Source organism: Nonlabens xiamenensis (genome assembly GCF_003865345.1).
In the GTDB taxonomy this organism is placed as follows: Bacteria; Bacteroidota; Bacteroidia; order Flavobacteriales; family Flavobacteriaceae; genus Nonlabens; species Nonlabens xiamenensis.
This window is the reverse complement of record NZ_RMVE01000002.1, coordinates 724,831-741,788: the sequence shown is the minus strand read 5'-3', so window position 1 is coordinate 741,788 and position 16,958 is coordinate 724,831. Positions and strand designations below refer to the sequence as shown.

The 16,958-nt window shown below is 41.8% G+C and carries 20 protein-coding genes; 11 read left to right on the top strand and 9 right to left on the bottom strand.

Going from position 1 to position 16,958, the window contains the following annotated elements:
- Positions 1 to 3 precede the first annotated feature (3 nt).
- Positions 4 to 816, bottom strand: a complete 813-nt coding sequence (gene map, locus EGM47_RS08330; protein ID WP_124980307.1) for a type I methionyl aminopeptidase — start codon at positions 814 to 816, stop codon at positions 4 to 6.
- A 138-nt stretch (positions 817 to 954) separates the two neighbouring features.
- Here map and EGM47_RS08325 point away from each other — a divergent pair, with 138 nt between their 5' ends.
- On the top strand, positions 955 to 1,740 hold the full coding sequence (locus EGM47_RS08325; protein ID WP_124980306.1) for an SDR family oxidoreductase: 786 nt from the start codon (positions 955 to 957) through the stop codon (positions 1,738 to 1,740).
- Between the two features lie 71 nt (positions 1,741 to 1,811).
- Here the strand turns inward: EGM47_RS08325 and EGM47_RS08320 are convergent, their stop codons facing one another.
- On the bottom strand, positions 1,812 to 2,771 hold the full coding sequence (locus EGM47_RS08320; protein ID WP_124980305.1) for a mechanosensitive ion channel family protein: 960 nt from the start codon (positions 2,769 to 2,771) through the stop codon (positions 1,812 to 1,814).
- Positions 2,772 to 3,003: 232 nt separating this feature from the next.
- On the opposite strand from EGM47_RS08320, the gene era reads away from it, so the two are divergent.
- Positions 3,004 to 3,894 (top strand): GTPase Era, encoded by an 891-nt coding sequence (gene era, locus EGM47_RS08315; protein ID WP_124980304.1) that lies wholly within the window; start codon positions 3,004 to 3,006, stop codon positions 3,892 to 3,894.
- Between the two features lie 7 nt (positions 3,895 to 3,901).
- Here the strand turns inward: era and EGM47_RS08310 are convergent, their stop codons facing one another.
- Positions 3,902 to 4,693, bottom strand: a complete 792-nt coding sequence (locus tag EGM47_RS08310) for an anti-sigma factor (RefSeq protein WP_124980303.1) — start codon at positions 4,691 to 4,693, stop codon at positions 3,902 to 3,904.
- Positions 4,690 to 5,241: an RNA polymerase sigma factor gene (locus EGM47_RS08305; protein WP_124980302.1), complete on the bottom strand. Its 552-nt coding sequence runs from the start codon at positions 5,239 to 5,241 to the stop codon at positions 4,690 to 4,692. The genes EGM47_RS08310 and EGM47_RS08305 overlap by 4 nt, the downstream gene beginning before the upstream one ends.
- A gap of 108 nt (positions 5,242 to 5,349) precedes the next feature.
- Here EGM47_RS08305 and EGM47_RS08300 point away from each other — a divergent pair, with 108 nt between their 5' ends.
- From EGM47_RS08300 to EGM47_RS08280, 5 genes are all read left to right on the top strand, one after another.
- Positions 5,350 to 5,952, top strand: a complete 603-nt coding sequence (locus tag EGM47_RS08300) for a fasciclin domain-containing protein (protein ID WP_124980301.1) — start codon at positions 5,350 to 5,352, stop codon at positions 5,950 to 5,952.
- Between the two features lie 187 nt (positions 5,953 to 6,139).
- Positions 6,140 to 6,700 (top strand): RNA polymerase sigma factor, encoded by a 561-nt coding sequence (locus tag EGM47_RS08295; RefSeq protein WP_317126881.1) that lies wholly within the window; start codon positions 6,140 to 6,142, stop codon positions 6,698 to 6,700.
- Positions 6,690 to 7,532, top strand: coding sequence for a hypothetical protein (locus tag EGM47_RS08290; RefSeq protein WP_124980299.1), 843 nt, complete (start codon positions 6,690 to 6,692; stop codon positions 7,530 to 7,532). The genes EGM47_RS08295 and EGM47_RS08290 overlap by 11 nt, the downstream gene beginning before the upstream one ends.
- Positions 7,533 to 7,608: 76 nt before the next feature.
- Positions 7,609 to 8,709: a hypothetical protein gene (locus tag EGM47_RS08285; RefSeq protein ID WP_124980298.1), complete on the top strand. Its 1,101-nt coding sequence runs from the start codon at positions 7,609 to 7,611 to the stop codon at positions 8,707 to 8,709.
- A 220-nt stretch (positions 8,710 to 8,929) separates the two neighbouring features.
- The gene (locus tag EGM47_RS08280; protein ID WP_124980297.1) at positions 8,930 to 9,700 is read left to right on the top strand and encodes a hypothetical protein; all 771 of its coding nucleotides are present in this window, start codon (positions 8,930 to 8,932) and stop codon (positions 9,698 to 9,700) included.
- 91 nt (positions 9,701 to 9,791) lie between these two features.
- On the opposite strand, the gene EGM47_RS16585 is transcribed toward EGM47_RS08280, so the two are convergent.
- Complete coding sequence (locus tag EGM47_RS16585; protein WP_262707058.1) at positions 9,792 to 9,914, bottom strand: hypothetical protein; 123 nt, start codon at positions 9,912 to 9,914, stop codon at positions 9,792 to 9,794.
- Positions 9,915 to 10,010: 96 nt separating this feature from the next.
- Here EGM47_RS16585 and dnaG point away from each other — a divergent pair, with 96 nt between their 5' ends.
- Positions 10,011 to 12,026, top strand: coding sequence for a DNA primase (dnaG, locus tag EGM47_RS08275; protein ID WP_124980296.1), 2,016 nt, complete (start codon positions 10,011 to 10,013; stop codon positions 12,024 to 12,026).
- Here dnaG and EGM47_RS08270 read toward each other — a convergent pair whose 3' ends face one another.
- Positions 12,027 to 12,650 (bottom strand): response regulator, encoded by a 624-nt coding sequence (locus EGM47_RS08270; RefSeq protein WP_124980295.1) that lies wholly within the window; start codon positions 12,648 to 12,650, stop codon positions 12,027 to 12,029.
- 97 nt (positions 12,651 to 12,747) lie between these two features.
- Positions 12,748 to 13,536, bottom strand: a complete 789-nt coding sequence (gene nadE, locus EGM47_RS08265; RefSeq protein ID WP_124980294.1) for an NAD(+) synthase — start codon at positions 13,534 to 13,536, stop codon at positions 12,748 to 12,750.
- Between the two features lie 54 nt (positions 13,537 to 13,590).
- Between nadE and gldB the strand changes: the two genes are divergently transcribed.
- The 3 genes from gldB to EGM47_RS08250 are packed head-to-tail and all read left to right on the top strand — an operon-like array spanning position 13,591 to position 15,157.
- A complete protein-coding gene (gldB, locus tag EGM47_RS08260; RefSeq protein ID WP_164510846.1) occupies positions 13,591 to 14,568 on the top strand; it encodes a gliding motility lipoprotein GldB in 978 nt (325 codons plus the stop codon).
- Entirely contained in the window at positions 14,568 to 14,909 is a 342-nt protein-coding gene (gene gldC / locus EGM47_RS08255) for a gliding motility protein GldC (protein ID WP_124980293.1), read from the top strand. The genes gldB and gldC overlap by 1 nt, the downstream gene beginning before the upstream one ends.
- Positions 14,910 to 14,929: 20 nt before the next feature.
- Positions 14,930 to 15,157, top strand: coding sequence for a DUF3820 family protein (locus EGM47_RS08250; protein ID WP_124980292.1), 228 nt, complete (start codon positions 14,930 to 14,932; stop codon positions 15,155 to 15,157).
- Between the two features lie 49 nt (positions 15,158 to 15,206).
- Here EGM47_RS08250 and yihA read toward each other — a convergent pair whose 3' ends face one another.
- Positions 15,207 to 15,809, bottom strand: a complete 603-nt coding sequence (gene yihA / locus EGM47_RS08245) for a ribosome biogenesis GTP-binding protein YihA/YsxC (RefSeq protein WP_124980291.1) — start codon at positions 15,807 to 15,809, stop codon at positions 15,207 to 15,209.
- 125 nt (positions 15,810 to 15,934) lie between these two features.
- Complete coding sequence (locus EGM47_RS08240; protein ID WP_124980290.1) at positions 15,935 to 16,699, bottom strand: alpha/beta fold hydrolase; 765 nt, start codon at positions 16,697 to 16,699, stop codon at positions 15,935 to 15,937.
- Positions 16,700 to 16,958: the final 259 nt, after the last annotated feature.

Sequence of the window (16,958 nt, the reverse complement as noted above, 5' to 3'; positions counted from 1 at the left end):
AATTTATTGCTCCTTCCAGCGGTAAGGATCTTCTTCATCACTGGTGATTCCCAATACTTCATAGATGTAATCAAAGGTGCTGAGCAGTCTGGGCTCTCCGTCAACCAAAGCTACATTGTGCTCAAAATGTGCACTTGGTTTTTTGTCTCTGGTAGTAATGGTCCAACCGTCTGGATGATGTTTGATGCTTTTTGTACCCAGGTTGATCATGGGTTCGATGGCAACGGTCATTCCTTCTATAAATTTTTTGCCTCGTCCTCTTTTGCCGTAATTGGGCATTTGGGGATCTTCGTGCATGACCCTTCCCAATCCGTGGCCTACCAATTCCCTGACGACTCCGTAGCCAAATGACTCACAATATTGCTGTATCGCATAGCCTACATCACCTACTCGGTTGCCCTTTCTAAATTGTTCAATTCCTACATACAGACTCTGTTTAGTACGATCTAAGAGTTCTTGGGTTTCCTGTGGCACATCACCTACTGTAAAGGTGTAGGCATGGTCACCGTAAAACCCGTCAACGATGGCACCACAATCTATGGAAAGTACGTCTCCTTCCTTGATGGCGACCTCCTTAGGAATACCATGGACCACTTCTTCATTAGGTGAAATCAACAGGGTGCTGGGGCAATCATACAATCCTTTAAATCCAGGAATGGCTCCGTGGTCTCTGATATATTCTTCGGCCAGGGTGTCCAATTGCAGTGTAGTAACGCCTGGTTTGATTTCGGCAGCAATCATTCCCAGCGTTTTGCTTACCATCAAGGCAGCACGACGCATGATTTCCAGTTCTTCGCTTGTTTTAGTGACGATCATAGTTTTAGCAAAAGCGCAAAGGTAATTATAATCGGAGGTTAAGCCTTAAAAAAAGCCAAGTCTTGATCAGCTGGCATTGTCCGCATGACTTTGGTTATCCAGTTGTGCTTAAACTACCGAATTTGTTATTTTCGTCATATGGAAATCAATTTGAAAGATAAAACAGCACTAGTCTGTGGAAGCAGTACTGGTATAGGAAAATCAACTGCGCTGGCTTTTGCAGCGTCTGGAGCCCGGGTCATCCTTTTGGCCCGCAACCCCAATAAATTACAGGAAGTGCTGAACGAGCTGGATCGCAGTCACCGTCATGATCATACCTATTTGGTAGCTGATTTTAACGATGTAAATGAGGTGGAGTCTGTGGTAACCGCTTTCGCGAAAGCGAACCCTATCCACATTTTGGTCAATAATACTGGTGGTCCACCTCCGGGGCACTTGATAGAGGCTGAGGTTGAATCCCTGCAGAAAGGATTTGATCAACACGTAAAATGTAACCAGGTTTTATTAAAAGCTTGTCTGGAAGGAATGAAGCGTTCAGGTTACGGCAGGGTCATTAATGTGATTTCCACGAGTGTAAAGGCGCCGATCGAATTTTTGGGTGTGTCCAACGTAATCAGAGGAGCAGTGGCCAGCTGGTCAAAAACCCTGGCAACAGAATTAGGACCTCACGGTATTACGGTCAATAATGTGTTGCCCGGCTTTACAGCGACGGATCGATTGGATAAAATTGTCACGGGTAAAGCGACCAGATCAGGTCATTCTGAAGAAGATGCCGCCCAGGCGATGAAGAACAGTGTTCCAGCCAGACGATTTGCCGAACCTGAGGAAATTGCTCACGCGATACTTTTTTTGGCGAGTCCGCTGGCGGGTTATATCAACGGTATCAATTTACCCGTGGATGGCGGTAGGACTAAAAGTCTCTAGCCATTATTCCTCATAAATAAATCACCCTGTTCAGTGTGATCAGGGTGATTTTTTAGATATTTCTAGATCAATTAATTATCTGACGCTGTACGGGATTCTTCTTGAGCAACCTTTTCTAAGCTGAGTTTGTTGTTGAATTCCAAAGTACGGATGGGGAAAGGAATATTGACACCAGCTCCATCAAAGGCTTTCTTGATCGCAATTACCGATTCACTTAAAGCCTGGTGTTTTTGTTTGGCCTTTTTGGCATCGATCCAAAAACGCAACATAAAATTAATACTGCTTCCTCCAAATTCAGTGTAAAAGAATTCGATTTCTTCATTGTTCTTGGGTGGAAACTTTTCCTTTATGGTGTTGATAGCAAGCTCTTTGACGGCATCTAGATCACTTTCGTATCCTACACCGCATTCCAAAACAACGCGCATACGTGGTGTAAGCGACCAGTTTTTCATCGGGTTATCCATGATGGTTTTATTAGGGATGACCACCAGATTATTATCGGCTTGCTTGATGATAAATTTGTCCAGTTGAATTTCGGTCACTTCACCAGCAAAATCGGTAGTTTCAATCCAGTCTCCTACTTTAACCTCTTTGCGGAACGATAGTACAATACCACTAATGATATTGGACAAAGAACCCTGCAATGCCAATCCTATAACCAACCCTGAGATTCCTGCTCCTGCTATGATTCCCTGGACTGCGTCGTTCAATTGAAGGACGCTCATGGCGATAAAGATTCCGCCCAGCACCACTAAGATAGCTACGAATTTACCTGCCAGGCGTTTGACGCTGGACTGGGCCTTGTTTCCCATTAATCGGCGGACACCTTTATCGACATACTTGGATACAAAATAGGCTACGATTAAAACGACAATGGCGATACCTATGTTTGGTAGATGTTTGATAAACGAATTGTACCAGGAGGTCAACTGTTCCCAAATCAAAGCTCCGCTGTCCTTTATTTCTGCAGAATTTTCAGATGTTTTTTGAGCCGAATTTGCGACTTCTTGAGTTTGTTGAAATTTTATCATATCTAAAAATAAGTAGAGGTCTGATTATTACAGGGTATATTAACAAGGTTTAACGGTTTTAATGAAGCCATTGTTCAATCGGTTTACTTCATATCGACGATTTAACATAAAAATAAAGACACAAACATATTATAGGTTTCAAGCGTGTTCTAAAGGCAAAGATGTCAACTCTACACCATGGATTATCCTGAGGTTGGGATCAAAGCCTCGCAAGAACTTCTATCTTTGCAGCATGGCACATAAAGCAGGATTTGTAAATATCGTCGGTAATCCCAATGTGGGAAAGAGCACTTTAATGAACGCATTGGTAGGGGAGCGATTGTCCATAATAACCTCCAAAGCCCAAACTACCAGGCATCGGATATTGGGCATCGTCAATGGTGAGGATTTTCAACTGGTTCTAAGTGATACTCCGGGTATTATCAAACCAGCTTATAAGCTTCAAGAAAGTATGATGGAATTTGTCAAGAATGCTTTTGAAGATGCCGATTGTATTTTATATATAGTCGAATTGGGCGAAAAGGAATTGAAAAATGAAGCCTTTGAAAAGCGACTTACTTTTGCAGAGGTACCAGTTTTTGTCCTTATCAATAAAATTGACAAAGGAAATCCAGAATTACTGGCCCAAGCGTTGGAGCACTGGAAAGATCGGTTACCAAACGCTGAAATTTTTGCCATCAGTGCATTGGAAAACTTTGGAGTTCCAGAATTGTTGAACCGTATTATAGAAGTACTTCCTGAATCTCCTGCTTTTTATCCCAAAGATGCTTTAACCGACAAGCCCGAAAGGTTTTTTGTGAACGAGAGCATACGGGAAAAAATCTTGATGCACTATAAAAAAGAAATTCCCTACTCAGTTGAAATTGAAACTGAAGAATTTTTTGAAGATGATGACATCATACGGATCCGTAGTGTGATCATGGTAGAACGGGAGACCCAAAAAGGAATCATCATAGGTCATAAAGGAGAAGCTATCAAACGTGTGGGAACCGAAGCCCGGAAGGATCTCCAAAAGTTTTTTGGGAAACAGGTACATATCGAACTCTTTGTAAAGGTCAATAAGAATTGGCGCAGCAATGAAAGGCAGCTCAGAAGGTTTGGTTACAAAGGAGATGCTAAATAGGGAATGATCAAGACCTCACTAAAACAGGAACAGCGGCCACTAGATTTTCTACAGTAGCGTGATCGCTTCCTCCCGCCTTTTCAATAGTAATGTTTAGGCTTGCGGCTTGTTGGAGAATTTTAGGGTCTAATTCAACTGACTGCACATTTTGAATCACCGCCAGGGATATCATTTCTCCCTCTACGTCTGCCCATAATTGAAAATCATGATCTTGATCCAGCTGTGCTAGCTTGTCGATTTCCAGCCTGGCCTTTTCCTGAGTAGGGTTATAAAAAGCCATAACTTGAAGTCCTTTTGCTCGTTGATTTCCTTCCAGTACATATTTTTGGGTCTGTGGAGATCTTAAAAAGGCCATTGAAGTTTCCAGTTCAGTCTGTTTGTTTTCTAATTCGTTGATTTGATTGTTGAGTTGCGTATTATTTTTACGGGCACTGGTCACTTCTTGCTGGAGGTCCTGAACTTGGGTTTGTGAATACCATACGCCGGCTAAACCGATTAACGCTATCAGTATAGCAGCGATGTTCCATCGATTGGCAGAGCCTTGTGCACTTTTATGAACTTTCTGATCGAGGTAGCGCGCTGTCATCTCCGCTTTAACATCTTCTGGGGGTTCAACAGAGTGAAGCTGACTGTAGGTGTATAATTCTTCTTGAAGTTTTTGATACGCAAAATCAATTTCCTCATGGTCGGCAATCATGTGTTCTACCTGCTGTGATTCAGCCACTGTAGTAGCGCCTATCACGTATTGCTCCAGCAGGCCAGAGTCCAAAAATTCCTGTATGTTTTGTTGTTCCGTCATGATAGCAGGCTCAATAATAGCATGTACAATCCTTTATTAATAAGACGTAATTCCTTCAGAGCATTACGTAAACGGGTTTTTAATGTACCCAACGGCATGGATAAATGACTTGAAGCGGCTTTATGGGTTAAACCTTTAAAGAATATTGCATCTAGCACTTCCCGGTGTTTTGGGTCCATTTGACCCAATTGCTGTCGTAACTGTTCCAGCGTTTCTTTATCATATACATTTTCATCAAGGTATACGTCACGATCTGTGATTTGGATTTCTTTTGAGCGCTGTTTTTTGCGGATTTCATCCAAAGCGGTATTTCTGGTGATTTGAAACATCCAGGTAAACAATTTTGATTTGCTGCGATCAAAAGTGTCTGATTTTTCCCAAATTTTGATCAAGGATAGTTGTAATACCTCTTGAGCTAAGTTTTTTTCCTGTGTCAATTTGACCGCCACACCAAAAAGTACTCCCGCATAACGCTCATAGATCAAGCCCATGGCTCGGGAATCCCCTTCCATAAAAAGTGCTTCAATATGCCGGTCTGTAAAGGACATTTATGTTTTAACAAATTTTTATCGCACCCAAAACATCCAAAGCTCAAAACTGGGCGTAACACTGGGTGATCGATCAAATAAACGAATTTTTAATCTAATACCTACAAAATGAAACTTTCAAATTTTTTTATCCTTAGTACCATCGCTTGTTTCCTGACTACGGGATTGCACGCGCAATGTCATTCCAGCAAACAGACAAATACGACCAGTACTGATCATAATTATCAAGTGGTGAAGACCAATCAGTGGTCGTATCATGAGACTCCTGACATCGTTGATATTGCTTTGTCAGATAAGAAGTTCAGTACGCTGGTTGCGGCAGTTAAGGCGGCCGACCTTGTTGAAACCCTCAAAGGAGACGGACCATTTACTGTATTTGCACCCACTAATTCAGCCTTTAATAGATTGCCTGATGGTGTAGTGGATGACTTGCTAAAACCCAAAAATAGGAAAAAGTTACAGTCTGTACTCACTTATCATGTAGTGGCTGGCAAAGTTACGGCCGCAGATATTATCGATTCAATCAAACGTAACGGCGGCGGATTCATGACCAAGACCGTACAAGGTCAAAACTTATATGCCAGCTTGAAAAATGGCGAGGTCGTTCTAACTGACGAGCAAGGTCGAAAATCTATAGTCACGGCAACGGATATTGAAGCCAGCAATGGAGTGGTTCATGTGATCGATACGGTCATCCTTCCCAAAGGATAAATTAATCCTTAACCCTATTTTGCCCCAATTCACTTCAAGGTGGATTGGGGCTTTTTTTGTGTGAAATGCTCGATTTATCCCTGCGTAGGATATTTATTATTGACTTTTTAAAAAAAAAATCTATCCGTCAGACAACCTTTTAAATATGGTCTCGTCTTTATCAATAGAAAGCACGTAAATTGTGAAGGTGATTCAACTGTATACCAACGAAAAAAAGCTCTTGCAAAAGGCGATGAAGGGTGATCGTAAAGCCCAGAAGCATCTTTTTGAGAAGCATTCGCCTAAAATGTTAAGCGTATGTCGTCAGTATGTGAGTCCGCTGGAAACCGCAGAAGAATGTATGCTCAATGGTTTTTTCAAAGTATTTACAAAGTTGGACAGCTTTTCCCACAATGGTAGTTTTGAAGGCTGGGTTAGACGCATCATGGTAAGAGAATGTCTGGATCATTTGCGTAAAAAGGATCCATTTCGATATAAAGATGAGGTTGACGAAGAAAAAGTAGGCACAGAGGAGTCAGAAGAAGATGCTGATAATGTACCCATGGATGTGTTACAGGAATGTATTGACGCATTACCAGATGGATACAAAAGTGTTTTTGTCATGTATGCGGTCGATGGATTTAAACATCGTGAAATTGCGGGCATGTTAAATATCAGCGAGAACACGAGTAAAACACAGTTCCGTAAGGCGAGATTAATGCTACAGGGACAAATTAAACAAGTCAAAGAGCAACATTATGAAGCTTAACAATATAAAAAATTCTTTTGATCAACGCGAGATCAAGCCAAGTGATCAGGCTTGGGAACGACTTGCCGATCGATTGGATGAGCAGGAAAAATCGCATAGCAAACCTGTGATTTTTTGGTTGTCTGGTATCGCTGCAGTGCTTTTGGTAGCACTGCTGTTGACTCCTTTTATTCAACAAGAAATAAATGGCCCCCAGGCATCAGATGAAATGATGGTCTCGGAAGAAACCCAAGAGCAAGACAGCCTCGCTTCAGAGCAGAATCCACTTAAGGTGGAGAAAATCATAGCCGCACCCGTAGGATCAAAAGATCAGGAAGGGATGGCTGGAATGGACGTGGACCAAGAAAGCCAATATCAACAATCTGTAGCCAACAATAGGCGTGGATCTCATGTTTCAGCTGAAAAAAGTCTCGTTAATAAGACGACCAATTCTGGTGTGCCACAGAAGCCATTGGGGAGTGCTATCGCCTCTACTAATGAAATTTCTAATACGCCTATCAGTCAGGATAACAAATCCAACTTTAATCCTGAACAAGTGGAAGCTGATTTTTTACAAGCACAGCGGGATCGTGAGATGATTGCCAAGAATTCGGCCATTGAAGCTGCAGCTCTGCTAACCGCAGAGCAGGAAGCTGATCGACTGTTGCAACAAGCCTTTGGTCAGTACAAGGACGAGGCCGCTACCGCGAGCAGCATTAGTCCCGATCAGCTTTTGAGGGAAACCGAATGGGACATAGAGGCTGAACAACGCAACAAGGTCAATAACGCCATTTTTGATGGGTTGGGTAGGCTCAAGGCCGAAGCCTACGCCCTGATTGGTAAAAAAGAATAATCCAACATTATAAACCTGAATTAAAGAAGCTGTTTGAAGGACGGACGGCCATCACTATATCTTAAAATAAATACCTATGAAAAATATACTACTATGCAGTGCCATTGTATTGGCTTTCTTTTCAAGTCTCGGCCTCCACGCCCAGGTAGATCCTGAGAACAAACCTTATACCTACAAGGAAGATTCCTTGGATGTAGCAGAAAAAGAAAAGTTGAAGCAAACTGTGATAAAGGAAATTGAGGCGCTGGAACGCCAAAAGGCTTTATATGAATCTAATCAACGCACTGATTTGGCTGAAAAAATTGTAAAGATCAACGAAAGATTGAAACAGGATGCCAATTATTCTGCAGCCATGGCTGATGCAGATAAAAAAGCACTGGCTGCCGAGTACGCTCAGCGCATTCAAACCCATAACGAAATGATTGACGGACTGATTGAATTTACCAAAATTAGAAAAAAAGAGGGTGAGCGCAACAGCAACATTACTGTTACTATGGGCAATGGATTTAATATTGAATTGGAGGCTAATCAACGAAAATTGCAGAAGGAAATAAAAACTACATCCGGCTTTAGTCTAGGTTTTGGCTACAATTTTATGAATGGGGACCAATTGGGGATTGATGATTTTAGCTATGGAAATAACAATTATGTATCCTTCGGAATCCAATACCAAACCGCTTTGAGTACCAATCAAAAATTGCGGTTTAATTACGGGTTGATGTACCAATCACATGGGGCAGAACTCAATGGTGGACGCATCTTCTCTCCTAATACTGATGATACGCAAATCACAAGCATTGGCTTTGCAGTCGATAAGGCCAAATTTCGCCAAGATCAGCTGATTGTTCCTTTACAATTGGAATTCGGTGGGACGGACAAAAAGGAGTACGACGACGGAAGGGTGCGTTACCAACAAGGCGATCATTGGAAAGCAGGAATCGGGGGATTTGTTGGCGTGAACATGAGCTCCAGGCTGAAATTAAAGTACGAAGAAAACGGAAGAGAAATAAAAAACACAATTGTTGACGCCTTTGAAAACGAAGTCTTGGTGTATGGACTGGATGCCTATATCGGAAAAGGGAGTACAACGCTGTTCGGTCGTATGAATCTCAATAATGTCTTTCAATCAGGATCTGTGGATGCACAGTATGTCAGTTTTGGGATTCGGTTCCAATAATTTCCTTCCTAGACATTTTTTGATTAGCCTGAAGAGGCTCTCCTAAAAGTCCATAAACATTAATTCTGTCAGTTGAAGCTCTTAGAAGACAATTTGAAAATTCATCATTTAAAACTTCGACAAGTTCATTTTAAAGTTTCTTTTTGGACGGCCTCTTTATATCAGGAAAATCGAGTGTAATGCATTAAATTCACTAATGAATAACCTCAACTAAAAACCCATGAAAAAGTACTTACTATTATTGTTCCTATTTTCCGTTGGTCTTGCTTATTCGCAAGAAGAAACTGCCGAGGAACCAGAGACTGCGCCTTATGATTTTCTTGATATTTTTGATCCTTCCAGAAGAGATAAGGAAAAGATCAGGACCCGTACCAGATTAACAGTTGATGCTGGATTTACACAGGCCTTGGGGGATGGGAATGGGATAGGTGAGGACTATCAGTTTTTTGGATCAGGAATATTTGGTGTGGCTTTGGAATTTCACACGAGATTGCAGCCTGAAAATGATAAGGTAAGATTTGTCTATGGCCTGGGTCTCAGCACCCACATATTAAATATCAAGGACAATCAAGGCTATTTCACCCAAAATAATATTACGAATCTGGAACCCATTGGAATTAACACAGATCGCAGCCAATTTGTCCAAACCAGCCTCGTGGCACCCCTATATATTGAATTTGGATCACGCAAACTCCAAACTTATAAGGATGGCCTGAAAAGATATCACCAGGATAAAGCCTTTGTTGTTGGATTGGGTGGTTACCTTGGCTATGTAACTACCAGCTCCCAAGTTATCAAATTTGATCGGGAAGGCCGGGATGTAACATCTACCCTGACCAACGATTTTGAAGTCAATAACTTTACATACGGACTGAGCGCATACGCAGGGTATGATGACGTGCAACTCTTTGTTCAATACGGTCTGAACAATATTCTTGATGGATCACCACTTGAACAGAAGTATGTAAGTATAGGTTTTCGATTGAGGTAGCATAGTGAAGGGTCATCAATTGGGATGATACTTGATGAATGAGCAAGGGAAGATCCGTTCATTCTGTTTTTTAAATAATTGTACCACGCAGTTAACTTTCATAGAGGCCGGCAGGGTTTTCCGCTTTCGCGAAAGCGGAATCACTGCACTGATATCTTCTGTTTTTAAAAATAGAGCTGGTCAGTAGCGAAATGAAATTTGCCTGGTTATGCATGGGTATAATCACTATATTTTGCAGTCTTGACGCAGGAAAACCAGAAAGACGCTGGTAGTTTGCTATTTTTGAAGCCGTCAAAATTATTGTCCGTCCATGATTTCACGCACTACTGTTGATGCCGTATTTGATGCTGCCCGAGTTGAGGAGGTGATCGGTGATTTTGTGCAATTAAAGAAATCAGGGTCCAATTACAAGGGACTCAGTCCTTTTACTGATGAACGTACCCCTAGTTTTATGGTCAGTCCGGTAAAACAAATCTGGAAAGACTTCAGCTCGGGTAAAGGTGGTAATGCGGTGACCTTTATTATGGAGCACGAGCATTTCAGTTTTCCGGAGGCCATCAAATGGTTGGCCAAAAAATATAATATTGAGGTAGAAGAAACTGAGCAAACTGATGAACAGAAGCAGGCACAGGACGAAAAGGAATCCATGTTTCTGGTCAGCAAATTTGCCGCGGATTGGTTTCAAACACAATTAAAGACAGAAGAAGGTCGCGCTATAGGCTACAGCTATTATAAAGAAAGAGGATTTACTGATGAAACCATTGAGCACTTTCAACTGGGCTATCATCCGGATCAGTGGAGCGCTTTTACAGATACAGCACTACAGGCGGGGTATCAGCTCGAATTTCTAGAGCGTACAGGGCTCACTATAGTAAAAGAAAATCCTGGTGGTGATGAAGCACAACGTAAATTTGACCGGTTCAGGGGCAGAGTTATGTTCCCCATACGTAGTCTCTCGGGAAGAGTATTGGGTTTTGGTGGACGTATCCTGAACAATGAAAAAAAAGCAGCCAAATACCTGAATTCGCCCCAAAGCGACATTTACGACAAATCAAAGGTGCTTTATGGTATCTACGAGGCCAAGCAGGCGATTGCCAAAGAAGATTTATGTTATTTAGTAGAAGGTTATACTGATGTCATCCAACTTCATCAAGCCGGAATAAAAAATGTAGTTTCCAGTTCGGGTACAGCACTTACCCAGCAGCAAATTAGATTGATCCAGCGATTGACTAAAAATATCACGGTACTTTATGATGGAGATGCCGCAGGTATGCGAGCAGCCATACGTGGTACAGATTTGATTCTTGAAGCAGGTATGAACGTAAGGGTTTGTACTTTTCCAGATGGAGAGGATCCAGATTCTTATGCCAAATCACACACGGAGTCAGAGATCAAAGAGTTTCTTCATAACAATGCGACGGATTTTATACGTTTCAAGTCCAATTTGCTTAAAGAAGAGGCCGCTGGTGATCCGATCAAGAAATCTGGAATGATCAGGGATATTGTCAATAGTATCGCCAAAATTCCCGATGATATTTCCAGAGAGATTTATGTACGAGAAAGTGCTGCTATTTTAGATATAGGAGAAGATGTTCTTTTTTCTACCTTGGCACAGATTCGCAATGCAGAGATCTCAGAGATTCGAAAAAAACAACGACGCGAACAAGTACAGGAAAGTCTCACCAAGGTTGAGGATACTGCGCCACAGCAAAAGGTAGATCGGCGATCAGTGCTGGAAAAAACGATCATTGCCATTCTACTGCTTTACGGAAGCAAGGACGAATACTTTGAAGAAGAACACCTGCAGGATTCTGCTGATGGTGGTGAACTGGAGTACGTAAAGGTTAGAGAGGAGCACAGGGTCTATGAAAAAATCTATATGGACCTTCAAGCTGATGAAATCCAGTTTGCTAATCAAGAATTCAAGGCCTTATACGTCAAGATTATTGATGTGTTATTGTTGGAACAAAAGATTGATACCCAACTGATTCTTTCAGCCTTTGAGGGTGATTATGCTCATTTGATAGCTGATATCACCATGGCCGATGAGCAATATGATCTACATGATTGGGAACGCAATAAAATCTATCCCAAAAAGAAGGATCAGACCGTATCAGAGTATGTCACTCAGGTTTTACTGCACTTGCGTCAGCTATGGATTTATGATTTGGTCAACAACCTCAACAGAATTATTGAGAAGAACCCTCCGCATATTGACAATAATGAAGCGCTGCGGCAAATAGTGGACTACAACAACTTGCGGAAGCGTATTGACAAGAAAAACAGGACAGTCATTCCATCCGAAGGTTGGAACCGGTTCAGGTAATTAGGAAGAAAGTTGCAACAGTCTGGACTGGTGAATCAAATCGGCGATATTATCGACATTCAATTTCTTGAGGAGCCTTGTTTTGTAAGTGCTCACCGTCTTTTCATTGATAGATAACTGCTGGGCAATCTCCTTATTTCTTTTTCCTCTGGAGAGTAGGTTGAGTACTTCGATCTCTCGGGTAGACAATTTTTTAAATTTGAGAATATTCCCAGACTGATTGTCATTCATCTGGTCTTTGATGTTTTCAGATAGGAATGTACCGCCCTCGCTAACTTTTAGCAAGGCTTTTTTAACTTCTTTGATGGTTCGTGTTTTGGCGATATATCCGTTGGCACCAGCTTTAACCGAACTAACGGCATAGATTTCTTCAGGATGACAGCTTACCACCAAAACTTTGAGGTCTGGGAATTCCTGTCGTATTCTACGCAGGGATCCAACGCCATCAGAATTGGGTAAATCTACCTCCAAAACCAAGACATCTGGTTGATATTTAGCGATTCCAGAAATCAGATCTTTTCCATCTTCCACCTTGCCTTTGAACTCAAAGGCTTGGTTGTCCTTCATCATACATTTAAGGCCACGTCGGAAAACAGGATGGTGATCTGCCAATAAAATGTCCATATGATCAGGCTTTACAGCAAATATAAACTGTAAGAAATTGTTCCTACAATTAAATACGTACGTATTACCTTACATTTCAGAAAGTTATCCTAAAATTTTAGCGTAAATCTGAAGGAATTTCGCACACGGGAATGGGGTTCATTTTATGTTGATTCCTGTTGTTGAAGGACTTAAAAATTTTATAGACCTCTTTTTCCCTCCCTGAAAAGTCATCTGCGCTTTTTCCAAGATCATTTTGTGACATGGCCCATTCAAGTTCGTCATAACTGGCTCCGATTTGGTCTTCATCTGTACGTTCAGCTCCGTAAAGTCCATCACTGGGTGCTGCTTGCATGATACTTTCAGGCACTTCCACGTGTTGACCGACCGCATAGACCTCGCTTTTCATCAAGTCGGCTATTGGGCTTAAGTCAACGCCTCCATCTCCGTATTTGGTGTAAAATCCTACGCCAAAATCCTCAACTTTATTTCCAGTGCCTGCCACTAATAAACCGTTGACACCTGCATGATAGTACAGCGTGGTCATCCGCAGTCTGGCTCTGGTGTTTCCCAGTGTCAGTTCCACTTGTGGATCGGTAGTAATATTGGGCATTTGCCTGACGAAGGTATCAAACACGGGAGTCAAATCGCTGTGCACTGCCTGTACATTGCCAAAACGCTTACCCAATTGGATAATATGCTCCTGGGCTCGGCTGACATGGTCGGCATGTTGGTGAATGGGCATTTCCACACAAAGTGTTTTTAATCCAGTCATAGCGCATAATGTTGATGTAACAGCGCTATCAATACCGCCGCTTACACCCACCACAAAACCGTCTACCTTGGCACCTTCTGCGTATTCCTTTAGCCAATTAACAATATGGTTGGTCACTTTTTCTACTTTCATAATTGTATTTTTGCAGTCCTAAAAATAATAAAAGAATAGCCGAGTTATAGACGTATGAAAGATAAGTTGATCAGGTTGTTGGTGTGTATCGCTTTCGCGAAAGCGATCCTTTCCTGTCAACCTTCCAATTCTGTGGAGGCAGAGATAGCTGCCATTCCAGTAGATGTAGAATTAATTCCATTTCATAAAATTTTTGCAGAAGCAGAAGTCGAAGATTTGGAACAGCTCAAAAAGGATTATCCAGTATTCATATCTACCAGGGTGCCAGATAGTGTTTGGATGGCAAAGATGACTGGAAAAGATTCGATTCAGAACATTCTGGAGGCTGCCGTTCAGAACGCTGAATTTGATTACACTGCGATCGAGAGCGAAGTCGAGGATGTAATGAAGCATGTCAAATATTACTTTCCTGATTTTCAGTCCACTGATATTTATACCGTGATTTCGGAAGTGAATTATCGACAGCAAATTATACCTACAAAGGATCAACTCATTATTTCTATCGATACATATCTGGGGAAAGATCACGAACTCTATCAGGGAATCAGTAATTACCAGCGCAATCAGCTCAATCGGGAGCAATTGCCGGCAGACGTCGCTATGGAGTACGCTAGGTTGTTTGTGCCACCCACAATGGATAGAACCTTCTTGGGAAGTATGGTTTATTTTGGGAAAATTCATTACCTACAATCGCTGTTTGTTCCTGAGGCTGCTGGATATCATATTTTTGATTACCCTCCAGCAAAATTTGACTACACTGTTGAAAACGAGTCGCAGATGTGGCGCTATTTTATCGATAAAGAAATGCTCTATGACACGGACTCAAGATTGATTCCCAGGTTCATTGCGCCGGCTCCTTTTTCCAAATTCTATCTGGAGATAGATCAACAAACACCCGGCGGAGTAGGTAGATACATGGGGTATCGGATTGTGGAATCTTTTATGCAAAACAATCCTGTGGATCTTGAAACCATGATTAGTCTCGATGCTGAAAGTCTTTTCAATAAATCAAAATATAAACCGCTACAGTAATGTCTGATAAAAATCATAGATCAACAATCAAAATTGGAATCGAACTGGATGAAAATCGAGTGCCTGAGAAAATCAGATGGAGTGCACCTGATGGCGGAGTTGATGCAGCTGATGCCAAAGCTATGATGGTTTCCATGTGGGATGCGGTAGACAAGGAATCCTTTAGAATAGATTTGTGGACAAAGGACATGCCTGTGGATGAGATGAGAGTGTTTTTTCACCAAACCCTGGTTTCCATGGCCGATACTTATCACAGGGCTACCAATGATACTAAAATGAGGGATACCATGATGGATTTTTGCGATTATTTTGCTGAAAAACTGGAGCTTAAAAAACAATAGCGCATTAAAATTCTTATTCTTTGCCTTCAGAACACGAGCAACTTATTGATTTGGCTTGGTATACCATGCCTTTTGGACAGCATCAGGGGAAATACCTGAGCGACTTGCCTGAGGCATATTATGTATGGTTTCGCAGGCAAGGTTTCCCTAAGGGTAAGTTGGGACGATATATGCAAACCGTTTATGATATGAAAGTCAATGGCATTGAAGGGCTGTTAAGGGATATCAGACGACAAACAACTCGTTGATCGATCACTTATTGTCTACAATGTTGATTGATCAGCTCGAATATGGATGTTAGCGTAAGGACTCATTGATGGAATGGATGTATTCCAGCACCTCATCTCTTCCCATTCCTTTAGAAGAGCTTGTTATAAAATAGGGAGGCATTTCCTCCCAAGCGCCTTCGGTCAAATGCTTTTGGTAGGCTGCGATATTTCGTTCCAAAGCATTGGGTTTTAGTTTGTCTGCCTTTGTAAAAATGATGCCAAAAGGGATGGCGTTAGCTCCAAGCCACTCCATAAACTCGGTGTCGATGGGTTGAGGTTCATGACGTACATCAACTAGTACAAAACCGCAGACCAGCTGTTTGCGCTGTAAAAAGTAATTGGTAATGAACTTTTGAAACTTTGCTTTACTGGTTTTAGAAACTCTAGCATACCCATAGCCCGGTAGATCAACCAGATACCAAGACTTATTGATCAGAAAGTGATTGATCAATTGTGTTTTACCTGGTCGGCCAGAAGTTTTGGCGAGGCTTTTCCTGTTGGTCAACATATTGATCAACGATGATTTCCCAACGTTGGAACGTCCGATAAAAGCGTACTCTGGCAACTGGCCATTAGGGCATTTTTTAACATCCTGATTGGATACGACGAAATCGGCACTGCTTATTATCATAGAACAAAGGTAAGCAGAAGTATTTGCTTCCACCACAACCTATCACCATTAACCATCTGTCACATCAACTGATCAGGATAATTTAGTCCATAGGAAAAATCGAATAAATCACTTTGTTGTAGCTCCTAGAACTCTCGTTTTTGAAGCCAAGCGTAGAGAATCTCATTGAACTCGTCTGGATGTTCCATCATGGCTGCGTGGCCACATTTATCGATCCAGAACAATTCGCTATCTGGTAATTTTTTATGGAACTCATCGGCCACTTCTGGTGGGGTGACACTATCTTGCCTACCCCAGATAATACAAGTAGGCGTTTCCATGTTGGGGAGGTCTTTGGCCATATTGTGTCGTATGGCACTTTTGGCAATAGCCAGGGTCTTGATAAGCTTGTTGCGGTCATTAACAGTGGCAAAAACTTCGTCTACAATTTCCTTTGTAGCTACTGCCGGATCGTAAAACACGTCCTCACTTTTCTTTTTGATATAGTCGTAGTCCCCCTTTTTGGGATAGCTTTCTCCCATGGCGCTTTCATATAAGCCTGAACTTCCTGTTATCACCAGCGCCTTGATCCTTTCTGGAAAAAGTTTTGTGGTAACGAGCCCGATATGTCCACCCAGTGAATTCCCTAATAGAATGACCTGGTCCCAGCCCATATAATCTATAAATTCATTGATATGTTTGGCAAAGGTGCCCACGCTGGTTTTGATCAATGAGGTTGTGTACAAGGGGAGCGTGGGTACGACAACTTGATATCCTTTAGGAGGGAAAAAGTCAATAACACCTTGAAAATTGCTCAGTCCGCCCATCAAACCATGTAATATGATAATGGGGGTGCCTTCTCCAGCCGTATAATATTCAAACTTCCCGTCTTTGATAAGATCCTGAGCCATAGAATGAGTCTAAGCCGCAAATATAGGCGTTTTAACAATAGTAAAAACAAGCCATTTCTAACGAAATGTTTTGTATAACGTACGGCAAAACATTCACCTTCCCACTTTTTGACACCACCTGAGCTAAATACTTGGCAATTTGAATTGTCTTGATAAACGCTGATGGGGGAATGTCTTCGGTCGATTTTGGGGATTGTTGATAACTGCCATATTTATCGAGAAAAGGCTACAGTTATTAACAAAGTGGTAAAATGTGGTA

Bases quoted from the DNA above. Each gene is read 5' to 3' on its own strand.
- map (WP_124980307.1), bottom strand. From the start codon at position 816: ATGATCGTCACTAAAACAAGCGAAGAACTGGAAATCATGCGTCGTGCT.
- EGM47_RS08325 (WP_124980306.1), top strand. From the start codon at position 955: ATGGAAATCAATTTGAAAGATAAAACAGCACTAGTCTGTGGAAGCAGT.
- EGM47_RS08320 (WP_124980305.1), bottom strand. From the start codon at position 2,771: ATGATAAAATTTCAACAAACTCAAGAAGTCGCAAATTCGGCTCAAAAA.
- era (WP_124980304.1), top strand. From the start codon at position 3,004: ATGGCACATAAAGCAGGATTTGTAAATATCGTCGGTAATCCCAATGTG.
- EGM47_RS08310 (WP_124980303.1), bottom strand. From the start codon at position 4,693: ATGACGGAACAACAAAACATACAGGAATTTTTGGACTCTGGCCTGCTG.
- EGM47_RS08305 (WP_124980302.1), bottom strand. From the start codon at position 5,241: ATGTCCTTTACAGACCGGCATATTGAAGCACTTTTTATGGAAGGGGAT.
- EGM47_RS08300 (WP_124980301.1), top strand. From the start codon at position 5,350: ATGAAACTTTCAAATTTTTTTATCCTTAGTACCATCGCTTGTTTCCTG.
- EGM47_RS08290 (WP_124980299.1), top strand. From the start codon at position 6,690: ATGAAGCTTAACAATATAAAAAATTCTTTTGATCAACGCGAGATCAAG.
- EGM47_RS08285 (WP_124980298.1), top strand. From the start codon at position 7,609: ATGAAAAATATACTACTATGCAGTGCCATTGTATTGGCTTTCTTTTCA.
- EGM47_RS08280 (WP_124980297.1), top strand. From the start codon at position 8,930: ATGAAAAAGTACTTACTATTATTGTTCCTATTTTCCGTTGGTCTTGCT.
- EGM47_RS16585 (WP_262707058.1), bottom strand. From the start codon at position 9,914: ATGCATAACCAGGCAAATTTCATTTCGCTACTGACCAGCTCTATTTTT.
- dnaG (WP_124980296.1), top strand. From the start codon at position 10,011: ATGATTTCACGCACTACTGTTGATGCCGTATTTGATGCTGCCCGAGTT.
- EGM47_RS08270 (WP_124980295.1), bottom strand. From the start codon at position 12,650: ATGGACATTTTATTGGCAGATCACCATCCTGTTTTCCGACGTGGCCTT.
- nadE (WP_124980294.1), bottom strand. From the start codon at position 13,536: ATGAAAGTAGAAAAAGTGACCAACCATATTGTTAATTGGCTAAAGGAA.
- gldB (WP_164510846.1), top strand. From the start codon at position 13,591: ATGAAAGATAAGTTGATCAGGTTGTTGGTGTGTATCGCTTTCGCGAAA.
- gldC (WP_124980293.1), top strand. From the start codon at position 14,568: ATGTCTGATAAAAATCATAGATCAACAATCAAAATTGGAATCGAACTG.
- yihA (WP_124980291.1), bottom strand. From the start codon at position 15,809: ATGATAATAAGCAGTGCCGATTTCGTCGTATCCAATCAGGATGTTAAA.
- EGM47_RS08240 (WP_124980290.1), bottom strand. From the start codon at position 16,699: ATGGCTCAGGATCTTATCAAAGACGGGAAGTTTGAATATTATACGGCT.